Source organism: Bacillus sp. FSL K6-0255 (assembly GCF_045040725.1).
Classification (GTDB): domain Bacteria; phylum Bacillota; class Bacilli; order Bacillales; family Bacillaceae; genus Bacillus; species Bacillus subtilis.
This window is the reverse complement of sequence record NZ_CP150278.1, coordinates 3543673-3563064: the sequence shown is the minus strand read 5'-3', so window position 1 is coordinate 3563064 and position 19392 is coordinate 3543673. Positions and strand designations below refer to the sequence as shown.

Sequence of the window (19392 nt, the reverse complement as noted above, 5' to 3'; positions counted from 1 at the left end):
ATTTGAAAGTTTTGTTTTTAAATCTGTTTTGTATGATCTTTTTCAGGCTTTGGATAGAAAGTTTTTTTGTTTTTTTCTTCTTTTAAAACCGTTAAAGCATATTTTGGGATGCTAAGCATTCTTTTCCATCGCCATGGATTCAAGATTAACCGGTAGAACCATTCTAAATTTAAACGTATCATCCAGGAAGGGGCCCGTTTGACATTACCGCTAAATACATCAAAGCTTCCTCCTAGACCTATAGATACGGCTTTAGGGAACAAGTGTCTGTAGTTATGAATGAATTTCTCTTGATGAGGATACCCTAAAGCTACGAATACCATGTCAGGATTTGCTCTTGCAATTTGTTTTGCCACTAGGGTGCGATCTTGAACATAACCGTCTGAATAACCTGCGATTTTAATGTTTGGGTATTCAGAAGAAATTTTGGATACAACACCTTTTATAACATCTTTCTTCGCACCGTACAGAAATATGCGTTTTTTCTTTTTGTTAGCAACGCCCAGAAGTTCTTTAAAAACATCGTAACCTGCGATTCGGGACTGAAGCCTGTTGTTAGTCAAACGTGACATCATGACTACACCGATCCCATCAGGCAAAATGAAGTTTGAAGAAGATAGTACATCAAAGTAGTCCCGATCTTTAATAGCTGCAAATGCAATTTCAGGGTTGACTGTGGAAATGACAGCACCAATCTTTTGATCAATATAATGTTTCTCTAGGTAATCGATAAATGATGTTAAGTTACTGTTAACATAAGGAATATTGTGAATAGTCTCTGTTTGCATGTCTGGCTCCTCCTTCCTTTAAGATTCTATTTATATAGTTAAAAACCGAGAGTTTCTAAAAGCAAAATCAAGCTACCTTATATTTTAACATAAATCTTCAACAAAGGATTAACATTATCTTTACATTAAATTTAAATATGTTTCCAATTTTACAATTGAATGAACGAATGAACAACAGACCTTGGTGCCAATGGAGTCTGAGTGTAATTACATATTTTGGAATGTTTTTCTCCTCATGAGTACTTAACCTTTTTTAGGCGGTATGCTATAATTAATGTTCAGTGAAGACATACGAGAAATATGTCGATATAAGGAATACAAACAGGTTTTTAGAATTTAATCGCTAACGTCAGTAGTGTTTTTAATAGTGTTTAACATTAGGAAGGAGCGTTTCTTTAAATGAAAAAAGTTATCACATATGGAACTTTTGATTTACTGCATTGGGGTCACATTAAATTGCTTGAGCGTGCAAAGCAGCTTGGTGATTATTTAGTTGTTGCTATTTCAACGGATGAATTCAATTTACAAAAGCAAAAAAAAGCTTATCACAGCTATGAGCACCGTAAATTAATTTTAGAAACCATTCGATATGTGGACGAAGTAATTCCTGAAAAGAATTGGGAGCAAAAAAAGCAAGATATTATTGATCATAATATTGATGTTTTTGTTATGGGGGATGACTGGGAAGGTAAATTTGACTTTCTCAAAGATCAGTGTGAGGTTGTTTACCTCCCAAGAACAGAAGGCATCTCTACAACAAAGATCAAAGAGGAAATTGCTGGTTTATAATTTAGGATCCTGATATCATTGGTTCAATATCTAATTAAAGTACTTCTTATTGAAATAAGAAGTACTTTTTGATGCTTACATTGATTTTTGTGACTAAAGTATCCGGGTAGATATAAATTTCAATGATCATATATTCTAGATGCCGAAAGGGAGTAAAAAATTGTCTTTACATGCGGTGAGTGAATCTAATATAAAACAAATTCCTGACATGGATTATTATTTTATCTCTGGTGGACTGCCAAGTAATTATGGCGGTCTGACGAAATCATTATTATTGCGTTCAAAATTATTTGGAGAAGAGTGTAACCAAAACACCTTTTTCTTAACGTTTCGTTTTGATTTAGAGTTGTCTTCAAAAATTGATGAATTGTACAGCAACGGTAAGATTGATAAAAAATTCACAAGTGTTATTAATCTATTCGATGATTTTTTAAGTGTTAGAACAAATGGGAAAAGATCATACGAAGAAAGGATAGGCCTTGACCAGATAAAAAAGCAAGTTGGAATGGGAAAATTTGCAAAAACTGTGTCGAGATTGTTTGGTAAGAAGAACAATGAAATGTCTGTAGTTTACTACGGAGATGGAGAAACTATCCGGTACGTCGACTATTGGAATGATAAAAACCAGCTCATAAAGAGAGAGGAATATACGAAGAACGGAAACTTAGTTCTCGTTACTCATTATGATGTGCAGCTAAACAAGATGTATCTGCAGGAATATATTAATGACCAAAATCAAGTATATTTAGACAAACTCTATGTATGGAACAATGAAGAAAAAGATGTTCAATTATCTCATATTATTTGGTACTCCCTTGAGGGTGAGATAAAAGTAAAAGATGAATCGGAACTGCGTCAATATTGGATAGAATATCTGCAAAAACAAAATGATAAACCTAAGTTGTTTTTAGTGGACAGCAGACCGCAAGACAAACATGTCTTTAAAGTGAAAAAATCACCTTCTTCCTATTATGGAGCAATTATTCATAACAAGCATTACGGCAGCAATAAATATCAAATTAAGGGTCGCTATAAAGAAGTATTTAGTCAGATGTATAATTTGGATGCTGTCTTTTTTATAACTGAGGAGCAGCTAGAAGATTTTAAATTGATTTCAGGGGAACAAGAGACGTTTTTCTTTACTCCGCATACAATTGATAAGCCTCTTGATCCCGCTGTATTGAATGTGCCGAGTGAAAAATACAAAGCTGTCATTATTTCAAGACTTGCATCTATGAAAAATCTGATACATGCAGTAAAAGCATTTAGTTTAGTCGTGAAAGAAATTCCTGAAGCAAAACTTGATATATTCGGATCGGGTGAAGATTTCGAAAAAATAAAAAAAGAAATTGAAGATACCAAACTGCAGAATAATGTCTTTTTGAAAGGCTATACGGATAACCCTGACTCAGAGTTTCAAAAAGCTTGGCTAACCATCTCAACCTCTCATTTTGAAGGGTTCGGTCTATCAAATATGGAGGCACTGAGCAATGGATGTCCAGTTGTAACATACGATTATGATTACGGAGCAAGGAGCTTAGTTACTGACGGAGCAAATGGATATGTCATTGAACAGTATAATATAGAGAAATTGGGTCAAGCTATTATCTCTTTGATGAAAGATGAAAGTACTCATCAAAAATTTTCAGAACAAGCTTTTAAAATGGCTGAAAAATATTCAAGACCCAACTATATTGAAAATTGGGCTTTTGCTCTTAATCAGATGATTGAGGTGCGAATAGAAAGAGAGAAGTTCTCTAAAAAGGTTGGAAAAAAAGATCCTTCTATTAGTTCCTATACTGAGGATTTTGATAAAACTAAAATAGAAATTGACATTGAGAATTTTGATCATAATGATATTAAAAAAATACGTTTAGTGGGCTTGGACAGAAAGAATAAGGCTGAAATTATTTCAACAAACTTACAAAATGATCAACTGTTTGTAATTGATCTCGAAAAAGATGTAAATATTGAAAAGATAGCTGCTAATAAAACCCAAGTTATTGATTTTTATATTGTTTTCAATGCAAATGGCCATATTAAAACAATGCGAAGACTTTCGAGTGAAGAAACAAAATTGTCAGGAAACAGTATAGATACTAATAATGGCTATAGAGTAGAGCCCTATACAACAGTTAAAGGCAATTTCTCTTGGAGGGTCACGGAAATAAAAGAGAGTTAATATTTTGGGTAATGTCCTTAGTAGTTGACACTAATAAAAGGAAGCAAAAAGGAAAGAGCTTTTATACAGAGGAGCAGAAAAAAGTAATGATTGAAAACACTGTGATTAAATGTATTTTGAAAAGCTTGAAAAACAATTTAGGAAGTCTTGAATTGTTAATCTCAATTGATTCAGAACACCAATTTTTAGAGGATTACCAGTTATTTTTAAAGCTGAAAGAGAGACGTTCAGGAACGGAATCTGAATTTCCGCTTCAAAACACTGGCTCATTAGAGTATAAAACTGAGATAAATGCTCATGTTTTGCCTATGCCTGTTGAAATGGGACAAACATATGATTTTTATGTCGAATTTCGAAAAAAATATGAAGATGCGGAGCAGGAACCACTCTTGAAGCGTCTTTCTGCTGAAGTAAATTCAATTGAGCGCGCCTTTCATGTCGATCAAACCACAGAACTTTTGATTTTACCTTATACAACTGATAAAGGCAACTTTTCTATTAAGGTGAAAAGAGAGGCCAAAATCATCAGATTTGATCAAATCGAGATTAGCTCTGAAGAAATAAGCATAACAGGTTATGCGGGGTACCTGAGTTCCGAAAATCAATATCGGATAAAAAACTTGAACCTTATTTTAAAAAAGGGTGGAGAAACACCTATTGAGGAAAAATTTCCAATCAAGCTAGAAAGAAAAACACATGGCCTGGAAAACATGAGAGCAGATGGTTTTGTTCCGGAACTGTATGATTTTGAAGTGAAAGTGCCTTTGAAAGAAATTCCTTTCTCAAATGAAAAACGTTATGTTTATCGTCTTTTTATGGAGTATATATGCAATGACGATGAAGGAACGGATATTCAGTTCAACAGCACTGCTCTTGTTTTAGGAGATCGAAAAAACAAATTAAAAGGATTAGTAAGTATTATTAAAACAAACAACGCACCAGTTCGTTATGAAGTCTTTAAGAAAAAGAAAAAGCAGACTCTAGGTATCAGAGTAAACGACTATAGCCTGAAAACAAGGATTAAATACTTTATTAAAGGAAAGAAGAAGAGATTAGTATCAAAAATAAAAAAGATCACAAAAATGAGAAACAAGTTAATCACTAAAACATACAAATCTCTATTCATGATGGCTAGCAGAATGCCAGTTAAAAGGAAAACAGTCATTTTTGAAAGTTTTAATGGGAAACAATACAGTTGTAATCCGAGAGCGATTTACGAATATATGCGGGAAAACCACCCTGAGTATAAAATGTATTGGAGTGTAAATAAACAATATTCAGCGCCTTTTGATGAAAAGGGAATTCCTTACATTAATCGCCTCTCATTAAAATGGCTCTTCGCTATGGCAAGAGCTGAGTATTGGGTTGTTAACAGCCGGCTTCCATTATGGATTCCGAAACCTAGTCATACAACATATTTACAAACATGGCATGGCACACCTTTAAAAAGACTTGCAATGGATATGGAAGAAGTCCATATGCCTGGTACAAACACCAAAAAATATAAAAGGAATTTTATCAAGGAAGCTTCTAATTGGGATTACTTGATTTCCCCAAATGGTTATTCAACTGAGATCTTTACACGGGCGTTTCAGTTTAACAAGACAATGATTGAATCTGGATATCCTAGAAATGATTTTCTTCATAATGATAATAATGAGGAAACAATATCATTGATAAAGAGTAGGTTAAATATTCCTCGTGATAAAAAGGTTATTTTATATGCCCCTACATGGAGAGATGATCAGTTCTATGCAAAAGGGCGTTATAAGTTCGATCTCGATTTAGATTTGCATCAACTTAGACAAGAGCTTGGAAATGAATATATCGTAATCTTAAGAATGCATTATCTGGTAGCTGAGAATTTTGATTTAGGTCCTTTTGAAGGATTTGCATATGATTTTTCTGCTTATGAGGATATTCGAGAATTGTATATGGTTTCTGATTTGCTGATTACTGATTATTCTTCAGTATTCTTTGATTTTGCAAATTTAAAACGGCCAATGCTATTCTTTGTCCCTGACATCGAGACCTACCGGGATAAGTTGCGTGGTTTCTACTTTGATTTTGAAAAAGAAGCTCCTGGTCCTTTGGTAAAAACTACTGAAGAAACGATTGAGGCTATCAAGCAGATCTCATCGCCTGATTATAAGCTTCCGGTTTCTTTTGGTCCTTTCTATGATAAGTTTTGCTATTTAGAGTCAGGACGTTCATCTGAAAAGGTTGTTAATACTGTATTTAAAGCTGAATAATTTAGGTTATTTTATAAAATGTATAGCTGTCGATATTTCGGCAGCTTTTTAGATACTTGTTGAGAAGTGAAAAAAAATGCAGGATCTGTTACAATAATCAGCGGTGCTTTCAAATTTTAAACAGAAAGATTCCCAAAAACAATTAAGTCTAAGGAAGATAAAAAATGAATGATTTGTTGCGTATACTCAGAGAGCAAATAACGTCATTTCCTTTAATTTTAAGATTGGCGGCTTATGAAACCAAGTCTAAATATCAAATGAATTATTTAGGTGTCTTATGGCAGTTCTTAAATCCGCTTATCCAAATGCTGGCCTACTGGTTCGTATTTGGTATGGGGATTAGAAAGGGCGGTCCTGTGACAACCGGAGCGGGCGAAGTGCCTTTTATTATTTGGATGCTGGCAGGATTAATCCCATGGTTTTTCATCAGTCCAACTATACTTGATGGATCAAATAGTGTATTTAAGCGCATTAATATGGTGGCTAAAATGAACTTCCCGATTAGTTCTCTACCGTCCGTGGCCATTGCATCTAACTTATTTAGTTATATGATCATGATGGTGATTTATATCATTGTACTCCTAGTTAATGGTGTGTTCCCGAGTGTGCATTGGTTACAATATATTTATTACTTCATCTGTATGATTGCTTTTATGTTTTCGTTTAGTTTGTTTAACTCAACGATCAGTGTGCTGATTAGAGATTATCAATTTTTGCTGCAGGCCGTAACAAGACTTTTGTTTTTCTTGTTGCCAATTTTTTGGGATGTTAATGCGAAACTCGGTCAAAGCCACCCCGAATTAGTGCCTGTTCTGAAGTTGAATCCACTATTCTATATTATTGAAGGATTCCGGAACAGCTTCTTAGATGGAGCATGGTTTTTCCATGACATGAAGTACACGCTGTACTTTTGGTTGTTCACATTCCTTTTATTGTTAGTAGGTTCTATCCTGCATATGAAATTCAGAGACAAGTTTGTTGACTTTCTTTAATACGTAAGGAGATTTTACGATGAAACTAAAAGTTTCGTTTCGAAATGTTTCAAAGCAGTATCATTTGTATAAAAAACAATCGGACAAGATTAAAGGATTGTTTTTTCCGGCTAAGGATAATGGTTTTTTTGCTGTGCGGAATGTCTCCTTTGACGTGTATGAAGGGGAGACAATCGGCTTTGTAGGAATAAACGGGTCAGGAAAATCGACCATGTCTAACCTGCTGGCTAAAATTATTCCGCCGACCAGCGGTGAAATTGAAATGAACGGCCAGCCGTCGCTGATTGCGATTGCTGCCGGTTTGAATAACCAATTAACGGGCCGGGACAATGTCCGGCTCAAGTGTTTGATGATGGGGTTAACCAATAAAGAAATTGATGATATGTATGACAGCATCGTTGAATTTGCCGAGATTGGCGATTTTATTAATCAGCCGGTTAAAAACTATTCCAGCGGGATGAAGTCGCGTCTCGGTTTCGCGATCTCCGTGCATATTGATCCTGACATTTTAATTATTGACGAAGCTCTTTCTGTGGGGGACCAAACGTTTTATCAGAAGTGTGTAGACAGAATAAATGAGTTTAAAAAGCAAGGAAAAACGATTTTCTTTGTCAGCCACTCAATCGGTCAGATTGAAAAGATGTGTGACCGTGTTGCTTGGATGCACTATGGCGAGCTTCGTATGTTTGATGAAACAAAAACGGTTGTGAAAGAGTACAAAGCGTTTATTGACTGGTTTAATAAGCTATCGAAAAAAGAAAAAGAGACATATAAAAAAGAGCAGACAGAAGAGAGGAAGAAAGAAGATCCTGAAGCGTTTGCCCGTTTCCGCAAAAAGAAGAAAAAGCCGAAATCACTGGCCAATGCCATTCAAATTGCTATTTTGTCTATTCTGACTGTCTTCATGGCGGGAACGATGTTCTTTAATGCCCCGCTTCGTACAATTGCTTCGTTTGGCGCTATTCCGCAAAATGAAGTGAAGAACCATCATGGCGATGCAAAGGGCAAGTCAGAGGAACGCTTAACTGCAATCAATAAGCAAGGGTTTATAGCAAATGAAAAAGCGGCTGCTTATAAGGATCAGGGTTTGAAACAGAAGGCTGACGTTACACTGCCATTCGGTACAAAAGTAACGGTAGCTGCAAAAGGCAAACAAGCAGCGAAAATAAAGTTTGACGGGCACTCTTATTATGTGAAACAGAGCGCTGTTGCAACTAACATGAAACACGCTGAATTGCATGCCACTGCATTTACGTCTTATGTCTCGCAAAACGCAGCATCTTCCTATGAATACTTTCTGAAATTCCTAGGAGACAGCAGCACCAGCATTCAATCGAAATTGAATGGTTATACTGAAGGAAATAAGGCTGACGGCAGAAAAACGCTGAATTTTGATTATGAAAAAATCAGTTATGTACTGGAGAATGATAAAGCAACAGAGCTTATTTTTCATAACATTTCTCCTATCAACCCGGCGTCACTATCCTTAAGTGATAGCGATGTATTGTATGACAGCAGCAAGAAGCGTTTTCTTGTGAATACAGATGATCAGGTTTTTGCAGTTGATAATGAAGAGCATACACTGACTTTGATGTTGAAATAAAAAAAGGCTATTGGATGAATGTCCAATAGCCTTTTTGTTTAGATTTCTTCTTTGTTTAGTAAACCTTCCATAAATGGAACGAGCTGATCGCGAAGCTCTTTATCCTGCATCGCAAATTCAAGAGTTGTTGTGATGAAGCCGAGCTTTTCACCAACATCATAACGCTTGCCTTCAAAATCGTAAGCAAACACTCTTTGAATTTCATTCAGTTTTTGAATGGCGTCTGTAAGCTGAATTTCTCCGCCGGCGCCAACCTGCTGCTCCTCTAAATACATGAAAATCTCAGGCGTGAATACGTAACGGCCTAAGATGGCAAGATTAGAAGGTGCTGTGTCTTTAGGCGGTTTTTCAATGAAGTTTTTCACCTGATAACGGCGGCCTTCACTTGTCAGCGGGGCGATGATGCCATAACAGTGTGTTTCATCTTCAGGCACTTGCTGAACACCGATAATAGAAGAAAGTGTTCTTTCATATTCATCCGTTAATTGGCGCAACCCTGGTGTGTCAGCCTGAACAATATCGTCTCCAAGCAGAAACGCAAACGGCTCATCGCCGATAAAGTTAGGCGCGAACCAGACAGCATGTCCAAGACCTTTAGGTTCTTTTTGGAGGATATAGTGAAAGAAACTTATCACTTTTTTCAGAAGTGTTCAGTTTTTCCTTTATCTAATTGATTTTCGTTTATATCATATCAACCCTCCTTTTCATCTATATATCTCCATATGTAATTCGTAGTTTAGATAAAGTCCCTTAGCCTGATAAAGACTTCACTAAATTTTACCACGAAAATTTTTAGGAACTACGTATTACAATTCCTTCACGTTTTGACGATGAAGTAATATGAGGAGGGCGTACAAAATAAATGACGCAGCAGAAAGAAAATCATTACACTTGAAAACGCGACAAAAAGAATTGACTCTTCCGGAATAGAAAACTTGTTGTAATGAGTATAGATAAGATATCAGATCTGTAAAAAATACACATCAATGCAACGATATTGTCAAAAAGTGCTGATGATTTACATTTTTAAAGAGCCTTAACTTTTATAGGAACATATGCTATTATTGTTTATTATTAATGGAACGTAAAAAATATGTCGAAATGATAAACAATCAGTTAAGGATTTTTGTTTTTTCTAAGTTGGAAAAGGTTGGAAGGTGATGTTATCTAATGAAGAAAGTGATACGTACGGAATGTTTGATTTATTTCACTATGGACATATGAAGCTACTGGAAAGAGCAAAAGAACCTGGGATTACTTAATCGTACGATTGTCTACAAAGGAATACTATGAGGCCATTTACCTTACAAGAATAGCAGGCATTTCAACTACCCAAATCAGAAAAGATATGGCTAGTTTATAGAAGCACTAACTAAAAGAGGCTTGAAGTAAATTCAGTTGCTTCTTTTTTTCTTGTTTGCGTAAATATTAATCTTCACTCTTTAAGGAGTTCACTGATGAAATTTTTATTATAACCAATTGCAGAAGTTTACTAGTTAGAGTTTATTCAGTTTTGTTTAAAATTTTTGTCCTTCTGCCAAGAAACAATAAATTAATTTTATTTGAAAGCTATTCTGGAAACAGTTTAGCTACAATCCCCTACCAATTCTACATTATCAAATAAGGAATTAAAGAAAAATAATTTTATATGCACCAACTTTGCGGGATAATGAATTTTAAGAAAGCTGGCCAGTATAAATTTAACTTTAATTTGATTAGAGGAAATGAAGAGGGAACCTTGGAGACTCTATGGTTATTCTTGTAAGAATGGTATTATCCAGTTTCAGAACAATTTAATTAGGGAAATATAAATATTTTGTGAACGATGTTTCTTTAAATAAAGATATTCGAGATTTATATTTAATTAGTGATTTATTGATTATGGATTATTCTTCTGTCTTTTTTGATAATATGAATTTTTAAAAAAACCTTGTATTTTTTGTGTATGATCTCCCGGCTTATAGAGACTGTATCAGAGGTTTTTACTTTAATTTTCAGCAAAAAACGCCAGGAAACTTGCTTCAAACAAGTGAAGAACTTATAGATACGGTAAAAGAGTTGTTACATAATCCTTATATAGATCATAACTATGAGGATTTTTATAATAAATTTTGTAATTTAGAAGAGGCAAGGCTTCTAAAAGAGTAATTGAAACGATCCTTTAACTTCTAAATAAAGAGGTACAAACATGTTTTCTATAATTATACCAATATATAATTCTGAAAATTATTTAAGATATTCAATAGAGAGTGTCCTTAACCAGTCAATTGGATTTAAGGAAAATATAGAACTGATATTAATAGATGATGGTAGTGTTGACAGCAGTCCTCAAATTTGTGAATCCTTTAAAAATCTATATCCTAATAATATTAAAATCATGAAAATTGAAAACTCTGGACCTTCTGCTGCAAGAAATTGTGGATTATCAAATGTAAGCGAAAGATCTAAATTTATTGGTTTTCTTGATTCTGACGATGCATTCTCTCAAAATGCGCTGCAAAGTGTTTATGATTTTTTTTGTGATTCCGAACATGTAAATATTGCGGTATTACCTGTTTATTACACAGGTGAAAAAGAAGGGGGACATAAATTAAATAATAGATTTGAAAAAGGAACAAGAGTTATAAATATTCTCAACGATTATAAAGCTATTCATTTTTATATTGGCGGCACTTTTTACAGAAGACATACACTAACTAGTACCGTCCTTTTTGATGAATCTATAAAGTTTTGGGAAGACGCTATCTTTTTTAACCAGTTATTACTGAAAGAAAAAAGATACGGAGCAGTTGCAGAAGGAAAGTATTTTTATAGAAAACGGAAAGAACAGGATTCTTTAGTTGATCGTTCATGGTTTAACAAAAAAAGGTACACATATTTGTTGAATGAATGTTACATGACTTTGTTGATGGATTCATTCAACAAATATGATATAGTTTTGCCTTATTTGCAATTTTTAATTGTATATCATATAAAACTGTTTTTATATCCGAACTATAGAGATGTTTATAAGTCTGTTTTAGATCAACAAGAACAAAGAGTTTTTGTTGATGATTTTATTAAAGTTTTAAAATTTATTGACCCGCAATTTATAAAAGAACAAGATATGCCGATGTACTATAAAGAATTTATGTTTCACTTATTAAAAGAAAATACAGAAGCTCTTGAAAATATAAAAAAAGAAAGAGTACTGCATAGTTCATGTACTGTTACTTCGGCAAAAATAAAAGGGCTTAGACTTGAATTAACAGGGCACTTTATTAACCAGTATTATGAGATGAAAGAAAATGACAGAATATATATAAAATATTTTAAAAGATTAAAAAAATGCAAACGAAAAGAACTGAAAAAAACAATTGAAGTATGGGGATATAAATTAAGAGATTTTAGATATGCTGGTTTTGTTGTCGAAATACCGATTTGGGCCTTTGCATTTGACTTTGTACTAAAAACACCAAATGATTCTTTAGAACTTAACCATGTGAACATTTTTAAAAGTTTGCTTACAAGGGTTTTTAAAAAAAGGTAAGGAATGCTTTTCATACATTTTACTAAATTAAAATTGTTTTGCAAAAATTAGTACTCTCTTGTTTCTTACTTTTATTTACCCGAATTCTTATTCATATAAACATTATGTTAGGAGTAATCTTTTATGAACGAAAAAAGTTTTAACTATGATTTCAGTGTTATAATGCCGATTTATAATGTTGAGTTGTATCTCACTGAAGCTATAGAAAGTATCATTAACCAAACTGTTGGTTTTGAGAATATTCAGTTAATACTGGTGAATGATGATAGCCCCGATAAAAGTGAAATCATTTGTAAAGAATATGCTCAGAAATATCCCAATAACATTGTCTATGCAAAGAAACAGAATGGCGGAGTGAGCAGTGCTCGAAATTATGGTTTAAAGTATGCTGAAGGTAGATATATTCAATTTTTGGATCCGGATGATTTAGTTTCAGAAGGAACATTCGAAAATGTTTTAAACTTCTTTGACGAACATAAGAATGAAATTGATATTGTAGCAATCCCTATTTTTTTTGCAGAAGGAAGAACTGGAGAACATAATCTAAATAATAAGTTTTCTTCTACAAGAATTTTGGATGTAGAAAAAGAACCGCATCATATATTAACTCATTGTTGTTCTACATTTATAAAAAAAGATGCCTTGAAAAATATCAGGTTTGATGAAAATTGTAAAATAGGTGAAGATGCCAAACTAGTTAATTTAATCATATCGCAAAAGAAAAAGTATGGTCTGGTTAAAGAGGCAAAATACCATTATAGAGTTAGAGAAGATGGATCATCTGCCATGCAGACTGCTAAAGCAAATAAGAATTGGTTTAACCATTCACTTATCACTTTCTCAAAGAATTTAATCGATATTATAAAAAATCATGAACAGAAAATACCTTTATTTCTTCAATATATGGTTATGCATGATTTGAAGTGGAAATTATTGATTAAGGATATCAGTGAAACACCTTTAGACGAAAATGAATACAGTGAATTTTTAACATTGATTCGAGAAGTATTGTCGTATATTGACGACGATGTCATCATTGAAACAAAAAGTGTCAGCCATTTCTATTTATATCATGCTTTAAAAATAAAGCACGGTGAAAATTATAGTAGGTATGTATATGAAAGAGAAACTGAACAGGATTATTATTTATACAGAGAAGGTAAAATTGTTTCGAAATTATCGGATCAAACTTTAACTATTGAAATTTTAGAAGAAAATGAGGATTCCATTCACATAGAAGGCTTTTGGAGCTCGCTGTTTAATTCTAAAGGTTTTAAGTTTTATGCTAAAATTGGCGAAACAAAAATAAAAGCAAAGAATATAAAAAGACAGCATAATGATTATATAAGTTTAGGAGAAGTAATAAAAAAATATCCCGGTTTTTCAATAGATATTCCCAAAGGTCATCTAGCAGATAATCATCATATTGAGTTTTTTATAACTAAGGGTAAAAAAAGGAAGTTGACAAAACTTCGTTTTTTCAAGTATTCAGGTTTGTCAAACGATTTATATAATACTTATGTGGCTAAAAAAGATTATATTTTTTATTATAATTATAAAAAATTAATGTTCAAAAAAAACAATTTTAAAAATAGATTTATAAAAGAGTTTCGTTTCTTAAAATCCCTACATAAATCAGGGGAAAAATCAAAAAAACGAAAATCAGCGATTAAGAAGGCACTGATGGCAAGAATGGTACACCATGTTTTCACTATTTTTAATAGAAAACCAGTATGGTTATTCATAGACAGACAAGACAAAGCTGATGATAATGCCGAGCACCTCTTTAAATATGCAATCAACAAGAATGATGGGGTAAAAAAATACTTTATAATAAAAAAAGATAGCAAGGATTACGACAGAATCAAAAAATATGGAAAGGTCATACCATACAGATCTTTTAGACATAAAATTTTAACCTTATCCTCTTCCAAAGTAATATCGACACATGCAGATATATGGGTTGTAAATCCATTTTTTAATATGGAGATTTATTTTAGAGATTTATTTAACTTTGAGTTTATCTTTTTACAGCACGGAATAACAATGGCAGATCATTCTGAATGGTTAAACAAATACAACAAGAATATCAAATTATTAGTCACTTCTGCCAAACCTGAATATCGGTCTATTGTGAAAGGGAATTACAACTATAAAAAAGAGAATATTTTGTTGGGTGGATTTCCGAGATACGATAATCTTAAGAAGAGTGAGGGAGAAAAGCAACTTCTAATAATGCCGACTTGGAGAAAAGATATTGTATTACCGAAAGATCAGGCAAAAGGAGTAAGACCGTACAACCCGAAATTTAAAGATAGTGAATATTTTTCTAGGTATAATGCTTTGATTAATGATGAACGGCTAATCGAATTTGCTAAGAAAAATAATTATAAAATAACTTTTTTTCCTCACCCAGATATTCAGCAACAGATTGTAGACTTTGAAAAGCATGACTATGTGGAATTTGCCGACTATAACAGCAGCTATCAAATGCTATTTAATTCTTCTAATATAATGATTACTGATTTTTCATCTGTTGCGTTTGATTTTGCATATGAGAAAAAACCTGTTATTTATTATCAATACGAAAAGTCATACCATTTTAAACTTGATTATTATGATTATAAAAAAATGGGGTTTGGGGATGTATTAGAAAATCATAATAGCTTAGTGGATAAAGTTATCTATTATATGAAAAACAATAGTCGTATGGAAGATAAGTATAGAAAAAGAGTAGATAACTTTTTTGCATATACTGATAAAAATAATAGGAATCGTATTTATAATGCTATTTTGGAATTAGATAATAATAAAGTTGCTAAATGAGGTTGGTTTGTTTTATATTGACACTTCAAATGTTGGGAGAAGTTCTGCGAGACTTCTCTTTACTTTTTAAAAGTGAAAAAAACTCAACATTTGTTACAATATTCACTGGTACTTTTAAATTTCTTTAACCGAAAGATCCAAAAAATCAATTATTTTGGTGTATTATGGCAGGTTTTAAATCCCCTTATTCTAATGATGGCGTACTGGTTTGTATTTGGGATGCGCAACAGTAAGCTGGTCATAACAGGTATCGGAGAAGTGCCTTTTATCGTTTGAATGCTGGCTGGTTTGATTCCGTGGTTTTCTATTAGCCCGACAATTCTTGATAAATCCAACAGCGTAGTTAAAGGGATTAATATGGTAGCCAAAATGAACTTTCCGACAGTTCACTGCCTTCTGTTGTAATTGCTTCAAATTTATTTAATTATTTTGTAATGCTGGTTGTTTAGTCATTGTTCTTTTAGCAAGTGGTGTTTACTTAGCTTGCATTGAATACAAGATATTTACTATTTAATCTGCATGTTTGTATTTATGTTTTCATTTAGTTTGTTTAACTCTACAATCAGTGTGTTTGTCTGGGATTATTAATTTTTGCGGCAGGCCGTTGATCAGGTCTTCGCAGTTGATAATGAAGAGCATACATTGACTTTGATGTTGAAATAAAAAAAGGCTATTGGATGAATGTCCAATAGCCTTTATGTTTAGATTTCTTCTTTGTTTAGTAAACCTTCCATAAATGGAACGAGCTGATCGCGAAGCTCTTTATCCTGCATCGCAAATTCTAGAGTTGTTGTGATAAAGCCGAGCTTTTCACCAACATCATAACGCTTGCCTTCAAAATCGTAAGCAAACACTCTTTGAATTTCATTCAGTTTTTGAATGGCGTCTGTGAGCTGAATTTCTCCGCCGGCGCCAACCTGCTGCTCTTCTAAATACATGAAGATCTCAGGCGTGAATACGTAACGGCCTAAGATGGCAAGATTAGAAGGTGCTGTGCCTTTAGGCGGTTTTTCAACGAAGTTTTTCACCTGATAACGGCGGCCTTCACTTGTCAGCGGGTCAATAATGCCGTAGCGGTGTGTTTCTTCTTCGGGCACCTGCTGAACACCGATAATAGAAGAAAGTGTTTTTTCATATTCATCCATTAATTGGCGCAACCCTGGAGTTTCAGCCTGAACAATATCGTCACCAAGCAGTACCGCAAACGGCTCATCGCCGATAAAGTTGCGTGCGCACCAGACAGCATGTCCGAGACCTTTAGGTTCTTTTTGGCGGATATAGTGAATGTCAGCCAGGTTAGAAGCCTTTTTCACTTTTTCAAGCAGCTCAGTTTTTCCTTTTTCTTCTAGGTTTCTTTCAAGCTCAGGAGAGTAATCAAAATGATCCTCAATCGCACGCTTGCTTTTTCCTGTTACGATAATAATATCTTCAATACCGGCTTCAACAGCTTCTTCAATTATGTATTGAATGGTAGGTTTATCAACGATAGGAAGCATTTCTTTCGGCATTGCTTTCGTAGCCGGAAGAAAACGTGTTCCTAAGCCTGCTGCTGGAATTATGGCTTTACGTACTTTTTTCATTTAAAAGGCACCTTCCTTATGATCGAAAAAATTTATGGTTAAACTATTCTCTATTTACCCTTTTCAATATGTTTTTACACATTTTTATGATATCGGATAAACCATTTTTAAACAAGCTTTATCCTTAATATTAAAACTTATATCATTTTATTTGAATCAAGAATGAAATGATTTAAAATGATGCATTTTCATGTAGAATATGTAGTATGAATTTATTTACTATAGCAGAAAACCAGGTGACAAATATGAAAAAACTAAAAGTTATGACCGTTTTCGGGACCAGGCCTGAAGCGATCAAGATGGCACCGCTTGTGCTTGAATTGAAAAAATATCCTGAAATAGATTCCTATGTAACGGTAACTGCACAGCACAGACAGATGCTCGATCAGGTGTTAGATGCGTTTCATATCAAGCCTGACTTCGATTTGAACATTATGAAGGAGCGGCAGACACTGGCAGAGATTACGTCTAACGCACTTGTAAAATTGGATGAGTTGTTTAAAGATATCAAACCCGATATTGTGCTTGTCCATGGTGATACAACGACGACGTTTGCCGGAAGCCTAGCCGCTTTTTACCATCAAATTGCTGTCGGTCATGTGGAGGCGGGGCTCCGTACAGGGAATAAGTATTCCCCGTTTCCGGAAGAGCTCAATCGACAGATGACAGGGGCGATTGCTGATTTGCATTTTGCTCCGACAGGCCAGGCGAAAGACAATTTATTAAAAGAAAACAAAAAGGCCGACTCTATTTTTGTAACGGGCAATACAGCGATTGACGCACTCAACACAACGGTTAGGGATGCTTACTCACATCCTGTTCTCGATCAGGTGGGTGAGGATAAAATGATTCTCTTGACCGCTCACCGCCGGGAAAATTTGGGTGAGCCAATGGAAAATATGTTCAAGGCTATCCGCAGAATTGTAGGGGAATTTGAAGATGTACAAGTCGTTTACCCTGTGCACCTGAATCCTGTTGTCCGGGAAGTGGCTCATAAGCATTTTGGTGATTCTGACAGAGTGCATCTGATTGAACCTTTAGAGGTGATCGATTTCCATAACTTTGCAGCGAAATCGCATCTTATATTGACAGATTCGGGCGGCGTGCAGGAGGAAGCCCCATCTCTCGGGAAACCGGTGCTTGTTCTGCGTGATACGACGGAACGGCCTGAAGGAGTGGAAGCGGGAACGCTGAAACTTGCAGGGACGGATGAGGAAAACATTTATCAGCTGGCAAAACAGCTGTTAACTGATCATGATGAGTACGAAAAAATGTCCCAGGCTTCTAATCCGTATGGAGATGGAGAGGCTTCCCGCCGGATTGTGGAAGAATTGCTGTTTCATTACGGGTACCGGAAAGAACAACCGGATTCATTTACAGGCAAATAAAAAAGAAGCTTTGCACATTGTGCGAAGCTTCTTTTTGTTTTACTTTTCGAGGCTTTCCTTCAGCTCTTTTGTAATATCGGAAAGGGCGCTTTCATCAGCTTGGTAGTAGTAAATTCCATTGATTTTCGTGCCTGTACCTTTTAGTTCGTGCTGTTTAATATGTTTCCGTGCACCTTTGTAATCGGACTGGATATCCCACATGTTATCGAAGGTCAAGTTCGTTTTCACATTATCTTCAACAACTTTAAACATATCTCCGAATTTCGTGATGGAAGAAATATTAGCGCCTTTATTAATAATACCTTGGATGACTTGGCGCTGGCGGTCCTGGCGTCCGAAGTCGCCTCTCGGATCTTCTTTTCTCATCCGGGTATAAGCGAGCGCTTCTTTTCCGTTCAGCGTGATTTCTCCTTTGCCGAACGAATAACCGTCATAACTGAACGCGAATGTGCTGTTAACTGTAATGCCGCCAAGTGTATCAACAACGTCTCTAAAGCTTTCCATGTTCACTTTCACAAAATAATCAACCGGAACATCGAGGAAGTTCTCAACAGTGTCTACCGTCATCTGCGTACCGCCGAAAGCGTATGAATGGTTGATTTTATCCATTGTGCCTTTTCCGATAATTTTTGTATACGTGTCACGCGGAATGCTGACCATGTCGGTTGTATTCGTTTTTGGGTTAACGGTCATATAAATGAGCGTATCGGCACGGCCCTTGTCGCCGTCGCGTTCATCCACACCCATGATTAAGACGGAAAAAGGATCTTTTTTATTGATACTGACCTCTTTATCCCTCTTTTTAGATTTATCAATGCTTTCATGAATACTTGCCACGGTTGAAGCTGCTTTATGCCATAAGTAGTATGCATAGCCGCCAGTTCCGAGTACAAGAAGTCCGATTATCGTTAAAATTGTCAGTAATAAAGTTTTCTTCTTTTTTCTGCGTTCGTTTCTCATCCTTTGCACCTCGTCTGTTAAATTACTTTCATTATGAGTTAAATTTCCAATAAATACAACTCTATTTAATACAAGAATGAAATCCTAAAATAGTCGTTTTTTATAAAAAAAAGTTTCATTGTTTCTTAATTTTTCTTTAAAATATAAAATAGGTTGACGATAAAATATAATGAGGTGAAAAAAATGAAAAAATTTATAGCTTTACTGTTCTTTATATTGCTTCTTTCGGGTTGCGGGGTTAATAGTCAAAAGAGTCAAGGTGAAGATGTATCGCCAGACAGTAACATTGAAACAAAAGAAGGTACTTATGTAGGGTTAGCTGATACTCATACAATAGAAGTAACAGTAGATAATGAGCCGGTTAGTCTTGATATCACTGAAGAATCGACAAGTGATCTTGATAAGTTTAACAGTGGAGATAAGGTCACGATTACATATGAAAAAAATGATGAGGGTCAGCTTCTGTTAAAAGATATTGAACGTGCCAACTAAGATATAGGGAG

General features: G+C 34.6%; 14 protein-coding genes and 3 pseudogenes. 12 read left to right on the top strand and 5 right to left on the bottom strand.

Features of this window, described 5'->3' with window-relative positions; all coding sequences use genetic code 11:
• Nucleotides 1-17: 17 nt before the first annotated feature.
• Nucleotides 18-788, bottom strand: coding sequence for an N-acetylglucosaminyldiphosphoundecaprenol N-acetyl-beta-D- mannosaminyltransferase (tagA, locus tag MHB62_RS18530; RefSeq protein ID WP_003227919.1), 771 nt, complete (start codon nucleotides 786-788; stop codon nucleotides 18-20).
• A gap of 399 nt (nucleotides 789-1187) precedes the next feature.
• Here tagA and tagD point away from each other — a divergent pair, with 399 nt between their 5' ends.
• From tagD to tagH, 5 genes are all read left to right on the top strand, one after another.
• Nucleotides 1188-1577, top strand: a complete 390-nt coding sequence (gene tagD, locus MHB62_RS18525) for a glycerol-3-phosphate cytidylyltransferase (RefSeq protein WP_003227921.1) — start codon at nucleotides 1188-1190, stop codon at nucleotides 1575-1577.
• Between the two features lie 160 nt (nucleotides 1578-1737).
• Complete coding sequence (gene tagE, locus MHB62_RS18520) at nucleotides 1738-3759, top strand: poly(glycerol-phosphate) alpha-glucosyltransferase (RefSeq protein WP_032722623.1); 2022 nt, start codon at nucleotides 1738-1740, stop codon at nucleotides 3757-3759.
• Nucleotides 3760-3770: 11 nt separating this feature from the next.
• Complete coding sequence (tagF, locus tag MHB62_RS18515; protein ID WP_032722621.1) at nucleotides 3771-6011, top strand: teichoic acid poly(glycerol phosphate) polymerase; 2241 nt, start codon at nucleotides 3771-3773, stop codon at nucleotides 6009-6011.
• 164 nt (nucleotides 6012-6175) lie between these two features.
• Nucleotides 6176-7003 carry a teichoic acids export ABC transporter permease subunit TagG gene (gene tagG, locus MHB62_RS18510; protein WP_003227928.1) on the top strand — a complete coding sequence of 276 codons (828 nt, stop codon included), beginning with the start codon at nucleotides 6176-6178 and terminating at the stop codon, nucleotides 7001-7003.
• A 19-nt stretch (nucleotides 7004-7022) separates the two neighbouring features.
• Nucleotides 7023-8606 carry a teichoic acids export ABC transporter ATP-binding subunit TagH gene (gene tagH, locus MHB62_RS18505; RefSeq protein ID WP_003227930.1) on the top strand — a complete coding sequence of 528 codons (1584 nt, stop codon included), beginning with the start codon at nucleotides 7023-7025 and terminating at the stop codon, nucleotides 8604-8606.
• A 38-nt stretch (nucleotides 8607-8644) separates the two neighbouring features.
• Here the strand turns inward: tagH and MHB62_RS18500 are convergent.
• Nucleotides 8645-9276: pseudogene (locus MHB62_RS18500) on the bottom strand (UTP--glucose-1-phosphate uridylyltransferase); the annotation flags it as partial.
• A 490-nt stretch (nucleotides 9277-9766) separates the two neighbouring features.
• Here MHB62_RS18500 and MHB62_RS18495 point away from each other — a divergent pair.
• From MHB62_RS18495 to ggaB, 4 genes and pseudogenes are all read left to right on the top strand, one after another.
• Nucleotides 9767-9868 carry an adenylyltransferase/cytidyltransferase family protein gene (locus tag MHB62_RS18495; protein ID WP_009968268.1) on the top strand — a complete coding sequence of 34 codons (102 nt, stop codon included), beginning with the start codon at nucleotides 9767-9769 and terminating at the stop codon, nucleotides 9866-9868.
• A gap of 556 nt (nucleotides 9869-10424) precedes the next feature.
• A pseudogene (locus tag MHB62_RS18490) lies at nucleotides 10425-10754 on the top strand (CDP-glycerol glycerophosphotransferase family protein).
• A gap of 40 nt (nucleotides 10755-10794) precedes the next feature.
• A complete protein-coding gene (locus MHB62_RS18485; RefSeq protein WP_009968267.1) occupies nucleotides 10795-12135 on the top strand; it encodes a glycosyltransferase family 2 protein in 1341 nt (446 codons plus the stop codon).
• Between the two features lie 123 nt (nucleotides 12136-12258).
• A complete protein-coding gene (gene ggaB / locus MHB62_RS18480) occupies nucleotides 12259-14961 on the top strand; it encodes a poly(glucosyl N-acetylgalactosamine 1-phosphate) glucosyltransferase (protein ID WP_032722619.1) in 2703 nt (900 codons plus the stop codon).
• Between the two features lie 149 nt (nucleotides 14962-15110).
• Here the strand turns inward: ggaB and MHB62_RS18475 are convergent, their stop codons facing one another.
• Nucleotides 15111-15329, bottom strand: coding sequence for a hypothetical protein (locus tag MHB62_RS18475; RefSeq protein WP_119123078.1), 219 nt, complete (start codon nucleotides 15327-15329; stop codon nucleotides 15111-15113).
• A 220-nt stretch (nucleotides 15330-15549) separates the two neighbouring features.
• On the opposite strand from MHB62_RS18475, the pseudogene MHB62_RS18470 reads away from it, so the two are divergent.
• Nucleotides 15550-15624: pseudogene (locus tag MHB62_RS18470) on the top strand (hypothetical protein); the annotation flags it as partial.
• 38 nt (nucleotides 15625-15662) lie between these two features.
• Here MHB62_RS18470 and galU read toward each other — a convergent pair.
• Complete coding sequence (galU, locus tag MHB62_RS18465; RefSeq protein ID WP_003227944.1) at nucleotides 15663-16541, bottom strand: UTP--glucose-1-phosphate uridylyltransferase GalU; 879 nt, start codon at nucleotides 16539-16541, stop codon at nucleotides 15663-15665.
• Between the two features lie 245 nt (nucleotides 16542-16786).
• On the opposite strand from galU, the gene wecB reads away from it, so the two are divergent.
• On the top strand, nucleotides 16787-17929 hold the full coding sequence (wecB, locus tag MHB62_RS18460) for a non-hydrolyzing UDP-N-acetylglucosamine 2-epimerase (protein WP_029726000.1): 1143 nt from the start codon (nucleotides 16787-16789) through the stop codon (nucleotides 17927-17929).
• A gap of 39 nt (nucleotides 17930-17968) precedes the next feature.
• Here the strand turns inward: wecB and lytR are convergent, their stop codons facing one another.
• The gene (lytR, locus tag MHB62_RS18455; RefSeq protein ID WP_014478144.1) at nucleotides 17969-18889 is read right to left on the bottom strand and encodes a transcription antiterminator LytR; all 921 of its coding nucleotides are present in this window, start codon (nucleotides 18887-18889) and stop codon (nucleotides 17969-17971) included.
• A 183-nt stretch (nucleotides 18890-19072) separates the two neighbouring features.
• On the opposite strand from lytR, the gene lytA reads away from it, so the two are divergent.
• Nucleotides 19073-19381, top strand: coding sequence for a membrane-bound protein LytA (gene lytA, locus MHB62_RS18450; protein WP_003242772.1), 309 nt, complete (start codon nucleotides 19073-19075; stop codon nucleotides 19379-19381).
• Nucleotides 19382-19392 lie beyond the last annotated feature (11 nt).

Excerpts from the sequence above, each read along its gene's own strand:
- tagA (WP_003227919.1), bottom strand. The coding sequence starts at position 788 with ATGCAAACAGAGACTATTCACAATATTCCTTATGTTAACAGTAACTTA.
- tagD (WP_003227921.1), top strand. The coding sequence starts at position 1,188 with ATGAAAAAAGTTATCACATATGGAACTTTTGATTTACTGCATTGGGGT.
- tagF (WP_032722621.1), top strand. The coding sequence starts at position 3,771 with ATGTCCTTAGTAGTTGACACTAATAAAAGGAAGCAAAAAGGAAAGAGC.
- tagG (WP_003227928.1), top strand. The coding sequence starts at position 6,176 with ATGAATGATTTGTTGCGTATACTCAGAGAGCAAATAACGTCATTTCCT.
- tagH (WP_003227930.1), top strand. The coding sequence starts at position 7,023 with ATGAAACTAAAAGTTTCGTTTCGAAATGTTTCAAAGCAGTATCATTTG.
- MHB62_RS18495 (WP_009968268.1), top strand. The coding sequence starts at position 9,767 with ATGTTATCTAATGAAGAAAGTGATACGTACGGAATGTTTGATTTATTT.
- MHB62_RS18485 (WP_009968267.1), top strand. The coding sequence starts at position 10,795 with ATGTTTTCTATAATTATACCAATATATAATTCTGAAAATTATTTAAGA.
- ggaB (WP_032722619.1), top strand. The coding sequence starts at position 12,259 with ATGAACGAAAAAAGTTTTAACTATGATTTCAGTGTTATAATGCCGATT.
- galU (WP_003227944.1), bottom strand. The coding sequence starts at position 16,541 with ATGAAAAAAGTACGTAAAGCCATAATTCCAGCAGCAGGCTTAGGAACA.
- wecB (WP_029726000.1), top strand. The coding sequence starts at position 16,787 with ATGAAAAAACTAAAAGTTATGACCGTTTTCGGGACCAGGCCTGAAGCG.
- lytR (WP_014478144.1), bottom strand. The coding sequence starts at position 18,889 with ATGAGAAACGAACGCAGAAAAAAGAAGAAAACTTTATTACTGACAATT.
- lytA (WP_003242772.1), top strand. The coding sequence starts at position 19,073 with ATGAAAAAATTTATAGCTTTACTGTTCTTTATATTGCTTCTTTCGGGT.